This is a genomic window from Streptomyces sp. NPDC006739 (genome assembly GCF_042869815.1).
GTDB lineage: Bacteria > Actinomycetota > Actinomycetes > Streptomycetales > Streptomycetaceae > Streptomyces.
On record NZ_JBIAGM010000002.1, the window covers coordinates 348,509 to 360,975 of the forward strand.

Below are 12,467 nucleotides of genomic sequence, written 5' to 3' on the forward strand. Positions count from 1 at the left end.
TCACTTGAGGAAGTCCGGTACGTCCAGTTCCTCGGCCGCGCTGTCCGAGTAGGTCCGCGAGGACGGGACCGGCGGGGCGACCGGGATGTCGGCGACCGGCTCGGGCGCCGGCTCCGGTTCCTCCTTCGGGGTCACGCTGCCGAGCGAACCGAAGGACGGGCGGCTCTCGGGCTGCCGCACCGGAGCGGGCTCCTCGCGGCGGGCCGAGCCCGAGGTCGAGCCGAGGACGTTGTCCCGGCGGGCCGGCGGCTGGCCCCCGTCGAAGCCGGCCGCGATCACGGTGACCCGGACCTCGTCGCCGAGGGCGTCGTCGATGACCGCGCCGAAGATGATGTTGGCCTCGGGGTGGGCGGCCTCGCTGACCAGCTGGGCGGCCTCGTTGATCTCGAACAGGCCGAGGTCGGAGCCGCCGGAGATGGAGAGCAGCACGCCCCGGGCGCCGTCGATGGAGGCTTCCAGCAGCGGCGAGGAGATCGCCATCTCGGCGGCGGCCACGGCGCGGTCGTCGCCGCGGGCCGAGCCGATGCCCATGAGGGCCGAACCGGCCTCGGACATGACCGACTTCACGTCGGCGAAGTCGAGGTTGATCAGGCCGGGCGTGGTGATGAGGTCGGTGATGCCCTGGACACCGGAGAGCAGGACCTGGTCGGCCGACTTGAAGGCGTCGAGCACCGAGACCTGGCGGTCCGAGATGGACAGCAGCCGGTCGTTGGGGATGACGATGAGGGTGTCGACCTCTTCGCGCAGTTCCGCGATGCCGTCCTCGGCCTGGTTGGCGCGGCGCCGCCCCTCGAAGGTGAACGGGCGGGTGACCACGCCGATGGTGAGGGCGCCCAGCGAGCGGGCGATGTTGGCCACGACCGGCGCGCCGCCGGTGCCGGTGCCGCCGCCCTCACCGGCCGTCACGAAGACCATGTCGGCCCCCTTGAGGACCTCCTCGATCTCCTCGCGGTGGTCCTCGGCGGCCTTGCGGCCGACGGCCGGGTTGGCTCCGGCGCCGAGTCCGCGGGTGAGTTCGCGGCCGACGTCGAGCTTGACGTCGGCGTCGCTCATCAACAGCGCCTGTGCGTCGGTGTTGATGGCGATGAACTCGACACCCTTGAGACCGACTTCGATCATCCGGTTGATGGCATTGACACCACCGCCGCCGACACCGATGACCTTGATGACTGCGAGGTAGTTCTGCGGTGCTGCCACGTCGAAGGCCTCTCGCCTCGAATTACGTTGTCGCCACCGCGGTTGCCCCGCGCCGGACGACAGATGCCGAATGGGACGGTCCGTAGCGCCGACCCGAACCCTAACCCTGAAGTTTAGGGTTACCAGTGTGTGTGTTCCCTGGAGTCTTCTGAACAGGACACTAAGTCGACAAGTGGCGCCCGTTCAACGAACACGCCGAACCTCCCGTTTTTCTTTTCACCCTATGTGATCAGCCGTAGCAGTGCCCAACCAGGGTGCTGGCCTGCGCTGATGTGCGTCAACTCACCGATGACGCAGGGGCGGTGGGGACGCTCACGTCGAAGTGCCGCGCGCCGGAAGCTGCTTTCATGAGAGCGGTGAGCGAACGGGCCTTGGCGCGGCCGCTGTCGCCGCTGCCCCACTCGACGGTCCGGCCGCCGCTCAACTCCAGCGAGATGTCGTCGTAGCTACGGACCTTGACGGCCCGGGTCTCCCGCGCGACGGCTGCCGGAAGCGCGCCGGCCACCGTGACGGCCTCCCGCACGAGCCGGTCGGTGCCGAAGCGCCGCAGGCCGGCCGCGCCGGAACCCGAGCGGGAGACGTCCAGTTCCAGCGCCGGAATGTCATTCGGTGCCCGCGAAACCATGGCGAAACGGACACCTTCGCGGTCCACCTCGATGAAGTTTCCGTCTTTTCGGATCAGCAGAACCGGAAGACGCTCGGTCACTTTCAGGCCGATTCCATGGGGCCAGGAACGGAAAGCGTCAATGGTGTCGATTCTGGGCAGTTTCCGGCGCAATCGGGCCTCGATGGCACCCGTGTCGATGGAAATCAGCGGCGCCCCGACCGGTACGTCGGCGGCCTCACGGACCTCGGCCGGGGTCAGCACCAGGGTGCCGGAGACCGAGACCTGCCGCACGCGCAGCCACGAGGAGCCGTACAGCGTCCAGACGGTGCCCGCGCCGAGGAGCACCAGGACCACGGCCAGAATGACGATCGTACGAAGGCGTCGCCTTCTCAACCGTCCGGAGGGCGGCGGGCCGGACGACTCGTGCTGGCGTTCACCGCGCTGGGCGGTCGTCGGTCCGGCCACGCTCACTGCCCTCCGTGCATATCGTCCTAACGGTTCGAGGCGATCGCCTCGTACACCATCCCGACGAGCAGGTCGTCGGCGTCCCGGCGGCCGAACTCACTGGCGGCCCGGGACATCTCGTACAGCCGGTGCGGGTCGGCGAGGACGGGCAGGACGTTCTGCTGCACCCACTCCGGTGTGAGCTCCGCGTCGTCGACCAGCAGCCCGCCGCCGGCCTTGACCACCGGCTGGGCGTTCAGCCGCTGTTCGCCGTTGCCGATGGGCAGCGGGACATAGGCGGCCGGGAGCCCGACGGCGGAGAGTTCGGCGACGGTCATCGCGCCCGCGCGGCAGAGCATCATGTCGGCCGCCGCGTACGCGAGGTCCATCCGGTCCAGGTAACTTACCGGGATGTACGGGGGCATTCCCGGCATCTGGTGCACCTGCGGCAGTTCGTTCTTCGGGCCGACCGCGTGCAGGATCTGGATCCCGGCCTGCTGGAGCCAGGGAGCGACCTGCTGGACCACCTCGTTCAGCCGGCGGGCGCCCTGCGAACCGCCGGTGACCAGCAGCGTCGGCAGGTTCGGGTCCAGCCCGAACATGGCGCGGGCCTCCGGACGGGCGGCGGCGCGGTCCAGCGTGGCGATGGAACGGCGCAGCGGGATGCCGATGTAGCGGGCGCCGCGCAGCTTGCTGTCGGGCGTGGAGACGGCGACCTGGGCGGCGTACCGGGATCCGATCTTGTTGGCCAGGCCCGGGCGGGCGTTGGCCTCGTGGATCACGATGGGCACACCGAGGCGCTTGGCGGCCAGATAGCCGGGCAGGGCGACATATCCACCGAAGCCGACCACGGCGTCCGCCTTGGTGCGCTCCAGGATCTGCTCGGCGGCCTTGATGGTGCCGCGCAGCCGGCCCGGGACGGTGATCAGCTCCGGGGTCGGCTTGCGCGGCAGGGGGACGGCCGGGATCAGCGCCAGCTCATAGCCGCGCTCGGGAACGAGCCTGGTCTCCAGACCGCGCTCCGTGCCCAGGGCCGTGATCCCGACGGCCGGGTCCTGCCTGCGCAGGGCGTCCGCGAGGGCGAGCGCAGGCTCGATGTGGCCGGCGGTCCCCCCACCAGCGAGTACGACATGCACCGAAATTCACCGCTCTCCGGACGAACGCGCCGCCGAGGCACGCCGTCGCATCGTGTTCCATCTCCGGGGGGTACCGGCCGGCCTTCTGACCGGCGCGGAGCCCCCAGTCCCCCGCTTTCTACCAAAGCGGGGTTGCCGCATGGCAAGGGCCGCCCGCGCAGCGGGCTCGTCGCGCGCGAAGGCGATCAGCAGCCCGATGGCGAACATGGTCGGCAGCAGGGCGGACCCTCCGTAGGAGAACAGCGGGAGAGGGACGCCGGCGATCGGCAGCAGACCGAGCACCGCACCGATGTTGACCACCGCCTGTGCGGTGATCCAGGTGGTCACGCCTCCCGCGGCATACCTCACGAAGGGGTCCTTCGTGCGTCCGGCCACGCGGATACCCGCATAGCCTAGAGCCGCGAACAGGGCGAGCACCGACAGTGTCCCCGCCAGACCCAGTTCCTCACCGGTGACGGCGAAGATGAAGTCGGTGTGCGCTTCCGGCAGTTGGCCCCATTTCTCCACACTCGCGCCGAGACCGGATCCGAAGAGGCCGCCGGAGGCGAGGGCGTAGATGCCGTGCACGGCCTGCCAGCAGTCGGCGACCCCGGTCTTGGGCTGGGTGGCGCCGATGCAGGCGAGCCGGGCCATGCGGTTGGGGCTGGTCCTGATCAGCACCCCGCCGATCAGGCCGGCGATCGTGAGCACGCCGACGAAGAGGCGGGTGGGCGCCCCCGCGAGCCACAGCAGGCCGAACAGGATCGCCGTGAGGATGATCGCGGTGCCCATGTCACCGCCGAGCATGATCAACCCGAGCAGCAGGAAGGTGCCCGGGACCAGCGGCACCAGCATGTGCTTCCACTGCGTGAGCAGCTTCTTCTCCTGCTTGCGGGCGATCAGGTCGGCGCCCCACAGCACCAGGGCGAGCTTGCCGAACTCGCTGGGCTGGATCTGGAAGGAGCCGCCGAGGGAGATCCAGTTCTGGTTGCCGTTGACGGCCATCCCTATCCCCGGCACCTGCACCAGGGCCATCAGGAAGACGGCGCCGGCCAGCATGGGGTACGCCAGTGCGCGGTGCAGCTTCACCGGCATGCGGGAGGCGGCGAACAGGAGTCCACCGCCGATGACCGCCGCCAGGAACTGCTTGCGGAAGAAGTAGGACCCCGGCAGAGACAGCTGGAGCGCGGTGACCTGGGAGGCCGAGTAGACCATCACCAGGCCCAGCATCGTGATCAGCAGGCTGCCGCCGAGGATCAGGTAGTAGGCGGTGAGCGGCCGGTCCCAGGCCTTGCGGGCCTGCGTCCACAGCCGTCGTACGGGATGGTCGCGCGACCCCCCGTTCAGCGGGCCGCCGGGCGGCCGTCGGGCGGCCCGCTGGACGGGGGGTCGGCCCGTACGGTTACCGGACATCACCGGCTCCTCGCGAACTGAGCCACATCCGAGTCACGCGTCCCTCCAAGGGTCCCGAAGCACCCGCCGTGGCCGAGACCCGCCGTCAGGCGCCCGCGCCGAGTTCGCGAACCGCCTCCGCGAACGCGTCACCGCGCTGGTGGTAGTTGGTGTACATGTCCATGGAGGCACAGGCCGGGGCCAGCAGCACCGTGTCGCCGGGCCGTGCGAGCCGCGTCGCTTCCCTCACCGCCTGGAGCATCGCCCCAGTGTCGGTCCGTTCGAGGTCGACGACGGGTACTTCCGGCGCGTGTCGCGCGAGGGCTTCACGGATCAGGGCGCGGTCGGCGCCGATGAGGACCGCCCCGCGAAGTCGCTTCGCCGACTTGGCGGCCAGTTCGTCGAAGGTCGCGCCCTTGGCCAGACCGCCCGCGATCCACACGACGGAATCGAAGGCCGCCAAGGAGGCCTCGGCCGCGTGGGTGTTGGTCGCCTTGGAGTCGTCGACGTAGGCGACCCCGTCCACGTCGGCGACGTGCGCGATGCGGTGCGCGTCCGGGCGGAAGGCCCGCAGGCCGTCGCGTACGGCCGTGGGGGGCACCCCGAAGGCGCGCGCGAGGGCGGCCGCGGCGAGGGCGTTGGCGATGTTGTGCGGGGCCGGCGGGTTGACGTCGGAGACCTCCGCCAGCTCCTGCGCGTTCCGGTGCCGGTTCTCGACGAAGGCGCGGTCGACCAGGATGCCCTCCACGACCCCGAGTTGGGAGGGCCCGGGGGTGCCCAGGGTGAACCCGACGGCACGGCAGCCCTCCTCCACGTCCGCCTCGCGCACCAGGTCCTCGGTGAGCTTGTCGGCCACGTTGTAGACGCAGGCGACCCGGTTGCCCTCGTAGATACGGCCCTTGTCGGCGGCGTAGGCCTCCATGGAGCCGTGCCAGTCCAGGTGGTCCGGGGCGATGTTGAGGACGGCGGCGGAGTGGGCGCGCAGGGAGGGCGCCCAGTGCAGCTGATAGCTCGACAACTCCACGGCCAGGACGTCGTACACCTCGTCGCCGAGGACCGCGTCGAGCAGGGAGACGCCGATGTTGCCGACGGCCGCCGTGCGCAGGCCCGCCGCCTCGAGGATGGAGGCGAGCATCTGGACGGTGGTGGTCTTGCCGTTGGTGCCCGTGACGGCCAGCCAGGGGGCGGCGTCGGGTCCGCGCAGCCGCCAGGCCAGCTCCACGTCGCCCCAGACGGGGACGCCGGCCTCGCGGGCCGCGGTGAACAGCGGCTTGTCGGGCTTCCAGCCGGGTGCGGTGACGATCAGCTCGGTGCCCTCGGGCAGGGTCGCCCCGTCACCGAGGCGCACGGTGATGCCGAGCGCCGTCAGCTCGGCGGCCTGCTCACGCGCGCGTGCGTCGTCGCCGTCGTTGACGACCGTGACGATCGCGCCGCGCGCGTGCAGCGCCTTGGCCGCCGGTACGCCGGAGACGCCGAGCCCGGCGACGGCGACGTGCTTGCCCTGGAAGGCCGATGGCCCGGAAGGCACCGAGGAGGTCACTTTTCCGCTGCCCATCCCGCGTAGAAGAGGCCCAGTCCGACGATCACACAGATGCCTTGGATGATCCAGAAGCGGACCACCACCAGGACCTCGGACCAGCCCTTGAGTTCGAAGTGGTGCTGGAGTGGCGCCATCCTGAAGACGCGCTTCCCGGTGAGCCGGAAGGAGCCGACCTGGATGACGACCGACATGGTGATGAGGACGAACAGACCGCCCATGATGGCCACCAGCAGCTCGGTGCGGGAGAGGATGGCCAGGCCCGTCAGGACACCGCCGAGGGCGAGTGAACCGGTGTCACCCATGAAGATCTTGGCGGGCGACGTGTTCCACCACAGGAAGCCGAGGCAGGCGCCCATCAGGGCGGAGGCGACCACGGCCAGGTCGAGCGGATCACGCACCTCGTAACAGGCGTTCGGGTTGGTCAGGGTCTGCGCGTTGGCGCAGGACTCCTGGAACTGCCAGACGCCGATGAACGTGTAGGCGCCGAAGACGAGGACCGAGGCGCCGGTGGCCAGGCCGTCCAGACCGTCCGTCAGGTTCACGCCGTTGGACATCGCGAGGATCATGAACAGTGCCCAGACCACGAACAGCACCGGGCCGATCGACCAGCCGAAGTCCGTGATGAACGACAGCTTCGTGGACGCCGGGGTGTTGCCGCGCGAGTCCGAGAACATCAGCGACAGCACGGCGAAGGAGATGCCGACGATCAGCTGGCCGGCCATCTTCGCCTTGGCCCGCAGACCCAGCGACCGGCGCTTGACGATCTTGATGTAGTCGTCCAGGAAGCCGACCAGGCCCATGCCCGCCATCAGTCCGAGGACCAGCAGCCCGGAGTAGGTCGGCGGCTTGCCGGTGATCACCTTGCTGAGGAAGTAGGCGGCGATCGTGGCGAAGATGAAGGCGATACCGCCCATGGTCGGCGTACCGCGCTTGCTGGCGTGCTCGCGCGGGCCGTCGTCCCGGATGTACTGGCCATAGCCCTTGCGGGCGAGGAGCTTGATCAGCAGCGGGGTGCCGACCAGCGTCAGGAAGAGACCGATGACGCCCGAGAACAGGATCTGGTTCATCATCGGGCGGCGACCTCACCCTCGGCACCGCTCTCGACGAGCGCCTGGGCGACGCTCTCGAGCCCCACCGAACGGGACGCCTTCACGAGCACGACGTCCCCTGGGCGCAACTCGCTGCGCAACAGGTCGATCGCCGCCTGTGCGTCGGACACGTGCACCGACTCCTCACCCCACGAACCCTCGTTATATGCGCCCAGTTGCAGCCAGGAGGCCTCAATCCCCCCGACGGCGACGAGCTTGCTGACGTTGAGCCGGACGGCGAGCCGTCCGACGGCGTCGTGCTCGGCGAGCGCCTCGTCCCCCAGCTCGGCCATCTTGCCGAGCACCGCCCACGTGCGGCGCCCCTTGCCCATGGCCGCGAGCGCCCTCAGGGCGGCCCGCACGGACTCGGGGTTGGCGTTGTAGGCGTCGTTGACGATGGTCACGCCGTCCGGGCGCTCGGTGACCTCCATCCGCCAGCGGGAGAGGGTGCCCGCCTCCGAGAGCGCGGTGGCGATCTCTTCCGCGGACATGCCCAGCTCATGGGCGACGGCGGCCGCGGCGAGCGCGTTCGACACGTGGTGCTCACCGTACAGGCGCATGGTCACATCGCTTGCACCGGAGGGTGTGTGAAGCCTGAAGGCGGGCTGTCCGCTGTCCGTGAGTCGCACGTTCTCGGCGCGTACGTCCGCTTCGGCCGACTCTCCGAAAAGGATCACCTTCGCCTTGGTACGGGAGGCCATGGCCCGCACCAACGGGTCGTCGGCGTTGAGGATCGCGGCGCCGCCCTCGTCCGCCGGGGGCAGGGCCTCGACCAACTCGCCCTTGGCCTGGGCGATCTGCTCACGGCCGCCGAACTCGCCGATGTGGGCGGTGCCGACGTTGAGCACCAGGCCGATCTTCGGGGGCGTCAGACCGGCCAGGTAGCGGATGTGGCCGATGCCTCGGGCGCCCATCTCCAGGACGAGGAACCTGGTCTCCTCGGTGGCGCTGAGGGCCGTCAGGGGCAGCCCGATCTCGTTGTTGAGGGAACCGGGCGTGAACACCGTCGGCGCCTTGCGCCGCAGCACCTGCGCGACGAGGTCCTTGGTGCTGGTCTTGCCCGCCGAGCCGGTGAGGGCGACGAGGGTGGCGCCGAGCCGTCGTACGACGTGGCGGGCGAGGGCGCCGAGGGCGGTCTGGACGTCGTCCACGACGATGGCGGGTACGCCGACCGGACGCGAGGCCAGTACGGCGACCGCGCCGGCCTCGACGACCCGCGAGGCGTAGTCGTGACCGTCGACGCGCTCGCCGACGAAGGCGGCGAAGAGACTGCCCGGCCCCACCTCCCTGGAGTCCCGGACGACGGATCCGGTGACCTGGACGGACGGATCCGGTATGTCGTGCGTCTGCCCGCCGACGACTTCTGCGATCTCGGCGAGAGAGAGGGCGATCACAAGTTCATCCCTGGGTGTTCTGGATAGCTTCGCGAAGCACCTGGCGGTCGTCGAAGGGACGGACCACCCCGGCGATGTCCTGGCCCTGCTCATGCCCCTTGCCCGCGACCAGCACGGTGTCGCCGGGCCGGGCGCGGGCGACGGCGGCGGCGATGGCGGCGGCCCGGTCCTCGAACAGGGCGACCTCGCCACGCTCGTGCGCGGGCACGGAGGCCGCGCCCTGGAGCATGGTCGCGAGGATCGCGAGGGGGTCCTCGGAGCGGGGGTTGTCGGAGGTCAGTACGGCCGTGTCGGCGAGCCGGGCGGCGGCGGCGCCCATCGGGGCCCGCTTGGTCCGGTCCCGGTCGCCGCCGCAGCCGAGGACGATGTGCAGATGGCCCTTGGTGACCTTGCGCAGCGCCCTGAGCACCGACTCGACCGCGTCGGTCTTGTGGGCGTAGTCGACCACCGCGAGGTAGGGCTGACCGGCGTCCACGCGCTCCAGGCGGCCGGGCACGCCCGGTACGGCGGCGATGCCGTCGGCGGCGGTCTGCGGGTCCAGGCCCGCCGTGGCGAGGGCGACGACGGCGGCGAGGGTGTTCGCCACGTTGAAGGGTCCCGCCAGCGGTGACCTGGCGGAGATCCGCTCCCCCTGGGGGCCGATCACGGTGAACGTCGAGTCCAGCGGGCCGATCTGGACGTCGGTGGCGCGCCAGTCGGCGTCGGGGTGGCCCTCGGCGGAGAAGGTGACCACCGGGACGGTCGCCTCCCGGGCGAGCCGGCGGCCGTACTCGTCGTCGGTGTTGACCACGCCGAGCCTGCTCCGCTCGGGCGTGAACAACTGCGCCTTGGCTTGGAAGTAGTCCTCCATGTCGGAGTGGAACTCCATGTGCTCCGGGCTGAGGTTGGTGAACACCGCGATGTCGAAGACACAGCCGTCGACCCGGCCGAGGACCAGGGCGTGGCTGGAGACCTCCATGGCGACCGCCTCGACGCCGCGCTCGCGCATGACGGCGAACAGGGCCTGCAGGTCGGTGGCTTCCGGGGTGGTGCGCTCGGACCGGATGCGCTCGTCGCCGATGCGCGTCTCGACCGTGCCGATCAGGCCGGTGGCCCGGGCCGTCCGGAGGCCGCCCTCCATGAGGTAGGCGGTGGTGGTCTTGCCGGAGGTGCCGGTGATGCCGATCTGGAGGAGATCGCGGCCGGGGTGGCCGTAGATCGTGGCCGCCAGCTCGCCCATCCGCGCGCGCGGGTCGTCGGCGACCAGCACCGGCAGTCCGGTGGCGGCGGCGCGCTCGGCGCCGGTCGGGTCGGTCAGCACGGCGACCGCGCCGAGTCCGGCGGCCTGGGTGACGAAGTCGGCGCCGTGCAGCCGGGCGCCGGGCAGGGCGGCGTACAGATCGCCGGGGCGGACGGCGCGCGAGTCGTGGGTGATGCCCGTGACCTCGGCTGTGCCGGCCAGGTTCCCCGATGGTTCGGCACCCAGCTGATCGGCGAGCTCCGCGAGGGGGGTGGCGGAGACCTGGGCCGGCCGCGGCGGTCCCGGATATGTCACGGAAGCGCCCTTCTGGGTGGTTTGGGACTGATCAGCGTGTGGCACGGCGGTGAGCGTACCGGGCGTACCCGCTCCGGGGCGAAGTGAGGGGCCCGGGGCGCCCCGGTTGCCGGGGTCGGGAGTGATCGTTGTCACGGGCTGGTTCCTGGTGGTCTTGCCGGGGTGCCGACGGGGCGGGTGTGCCGATCAGGGCTTGTAGGTGACGGGCAGGTTCGCCGCCTTGGCACCGGTCGGCGGGACCTGCAGGGTCTTCAGGGCGAACTCCATCACCTGCTTGTAGACGGGACCGCAGATCTGGCCGCCGAAGTAGCTGCCCGCGGTGGCGTTCTGGATGGCGCAGTAGACGGTGATGCTGGGGTTGTCCGCGGGGGCGAATCCGGCGAACGACGAGGTGTAGCCGCGGTACTTGCCGGTGGCCGGATCCACACGGTTGGCCGTACCGGTCTTGCCCGCCACCCGGTACCCCGGGATGCGGGCCTTGATGCCGGTGCCCTGCTCGTCGTCCACCACGGACTCCAGCATCTGGGCGAGGGTCCTGGCGGTCTTCTCGCTGACCACCCGGGTCTTGCCGGGCTTGGGTCCGGGGGTGAAGCGCCCGTCGGCGCCCTGGGTGCCGCGCACCAGGGTGGGCTGGATACGGACGCCCCCGTTGGCGATCGTCGAGTAGACGGAGGCGGCCTGCATGGCGTTGATCGAGAAGCCCTGACCGAAAGGAATCGTGTACTGCTGCGAGGTGGACCACTTGTCGGCGGGCGCGAGGATGCCCTTGGTCTCGCCGGGGAAGCCGAGTCCGGTGTAGCTGCCGATGCCGAACTTGCGCAGGTAGGAGTACAGGACCTGGTTGGCCTGCGGCTGGGTCCTGCCGAGCTGGCCGGCGGCCAGGATGGTGCCGATGTTGCTGGACTTGGCGAGCACGCCGTTGAGCGTGAGGTACCAGGTGTCGTGGTCCACGTCGTCCTGGAAGAGGCGGTCGCCGCGGTGCAGCCGGTTGGGTACGACGACATGGGTCAGCGGGGTGGCGGCGTTCTGCTGCAGGATCGCCGCCATCGACATGACCTTGGCGGTGGAGCCGGGCTCGTAGGCGTCCTGGAGGGCCGCGTTGCCCATGGCGGCGGCGTCCGCCTTCGACAGGTCGTTGGGGTCGAAGCCGGGCGAGTCGGCCATGGCCAGGATCTCCCCGGTGCGGGTGTCCTGGACGACGACGTACCCGCGGTCGGCGTGGGACCGCTCGACCTGCTGGGTGATGGCGTTCTGCGCGGCCCACTGGATGTCCCGGTCGATGGTCAGCTCCACGTCGGAGCCGGGCACGGCGGGGGTCTCGGTGGAACCCACGGTGGGCACCTGGATACCGCCGGACTGGGCGTAGCGGATCCTGCCGTCCTTGCCGGAGAGCAGCTTGTCCAACTGCTGCTCGATGCCGCCGCCGCCCCGGCCGGTGGAGTTGACCCAGCCCAGCAGCCCGGCGGCGAGGTCGCCGTTGGGGTAGACGCGCTGGCTGCTGGGGTCGGCGAAGACTCCGGCGAGCACGTTGGCCGTGCCGCCGTCGGTCCCGGCCTTCTTGGCGAGCGTGGCCCGCAGGTCCTTGATCTGCTTCCAGACCTGCGGGGTCTGGCGGGAGGCGAGCTTGGTGTAGCGCGACTCCTTGTTCCTCGGCCGCAGCTTCGCGACGATGTCCGCCTGGCTCTGCCCGAGGATGGGCGCGAGCAGCGCGGCGGCCTGCTCCGGGCCGTCGCCGATCTTCAGCTGCTTGCGGGTGAACATCGTCGGGTCGGCCGTGATGTCGTACGCGTCCTCGCTGATGGCGAGGGCCACGCCGTTGCGGTCGGTGATGCCGCCGCGCTCGGCGGCCAGCGTGTGCACGACGTACCGGTTCAGTTCGGCCTTGGCGGCGTACGCGCTCGCGTCGACGGCCTGGACCTGGAGCAGCCGGACGACGAAGGCGAGCAGCACCAGGGTCAGCCCGAGGCTGATCATGCGCAGCCGGGGCCGAGGGCTGCCGAGCCGGAGCGGGGGCTGGACCATCGGCGTCGGCCCGGAGGGACGACGGGCGGGCCGGGCAGCGGGGCCGGCCTGCCGTCGGATCTCCCCGCGTTGCCGGGGCGGCTTGGCGGGTCCGGGCACACGACGGCGCGGCGGTTCCCTGTCGGACACTTCGG

9 protein-coding genes are annotated in these 12,467 nt (G+C 70.7%); all 9 read right to left on the reverse strand.

What is annotated here, in order from left to right; all coding sequences use genetic code 11:
* The 9 genes from ftsZ to ACFYMM_RS05035 all read right to left on the reverse strand — a co-directional run bounded on the left by ftsZ (position 1) and on the right by ACFYMM_RS05035 (position 12,462).
* On the reverse strand, positions 1-1,197 hold the full coding sequence (gene ftsZ / locus ACFYMM_RS04995) for a cell division protein FtsZ (protein ID WP_388383921.1): 1,197 nt from the start codon (positions 1,195-1,197) through the stop codon (positions 1-3).
* 277 nt (positions 1,198-1,474) lie between these two features.
* Positions 1,475-2,269, reverse strand: a complete 795-nt coding sequence (locus ACFYMM_RS05000; protein ID WP_388383922.1) for a cell division protein FtsQ/DivIB — start codon at positions 2,267-2,269, stop codon at positions 1,475-1,477.
* 26 nt (positions 2,270-2,295) lie between these two features.
* Positions 2,296-3,384: an undecaprenyldiphospho-muramoylpentapeptide beta-N-acetylglucosaminyltransferase gene (murG, locus tag ACFYMM_RS05005; protein ID WP_388383925.1), complete on the reverse strand. Its 1,089-nt coding sequence runs from the start codon at positions 3,382-3,384 to the stop codon at positions 2,296-2,298.
* A gap of 6 nt (positions 3,385-3,390) precedes the next feature.
* Positions 3,391-4,776 (reverse strand): putative lipid II flippase FtsW, encoded by a 1,386-nt coding sequence (gene ftsW / locus ACFYMM_RS05010; RefSeq protein WP_388383927.1) that lies wholly within the window; start codon positions 4,774-4,776, stop codon positions 3,391-3,393.
* 85 nt (positions 4,777-4,861) lie between these two features.
* A complete protein-coding gene (gene murD, locus ACFYMM_RS05015) occupies positions 4,862-6,310 on the reverse strand; it encodes a UDP-N-acetylmuramoyl-L-alanine--D-glutamate ligase (protein ID WP_388383929.1) in 1,449 nt (482 codons plus the stop codon).
* A complete protein-coding gene (mraY, locus tag ACFYMM_RS05020) occupies positions 6,292-7,365 on the reverse strand; it encodes a phospho-N-acetylmuramoyl-pentapeptide-transferase (RefSeq protein ID WP_388383931.1) in 1,074 nt (357 codons plus the stop codon). The genes murD and mraY overlap by 19 nt, the downstream gene beginning before the upstream one ends.
* The gene (murF, locus tag ACFYMM_RS05025) at positions 7,362-8,777 is read right to left on the reverse strand and encodes a UDP-N-acetylmuramoyl-tripeptide--D-alanyl-D-alanine ligase (RefSeq protein WP_388383933.1); all 1,416 of its coding nucleotides are present in this window, start codon (positions 8,775-8,777) and stop codon (positions 7,362-7,364) included. The genes mraY and murF overlap by 4 nt, the downstream gene beginning before the upstream one ends.
* 4 nt (positions 8,778-8,781) lie before the next feature.
* Positions 8,782-10,446 carry a UDP-N-acetylmuramoyl-L-alanyl-D-glutamate--2,6-diaminopimelate ligase gene (locus ACFYMM_RS05030; protein WP_388383934.1) on the reverse strand — a complete coding sequence of 555 codons (1,665 nt, stop codon included), beginning with the start codon at positions 10,444-10,446 and terminating at the stop codon, positions 8,782-8,784.
* 51 nt (positions 10,447-10,497) lie between these two features.
* Entirely contained in the window at positions 10,498-12,462 is a 1,965-nt protein-coding gene (locus ACFYMM_RS05035) for a peptidoglycan D,D-transpeptidase FtsI family protein (protein WP_388383937.1), read from the reverse strand.
* Positions 12,463-12,467 lie beyond the last annotated feature (5 nt).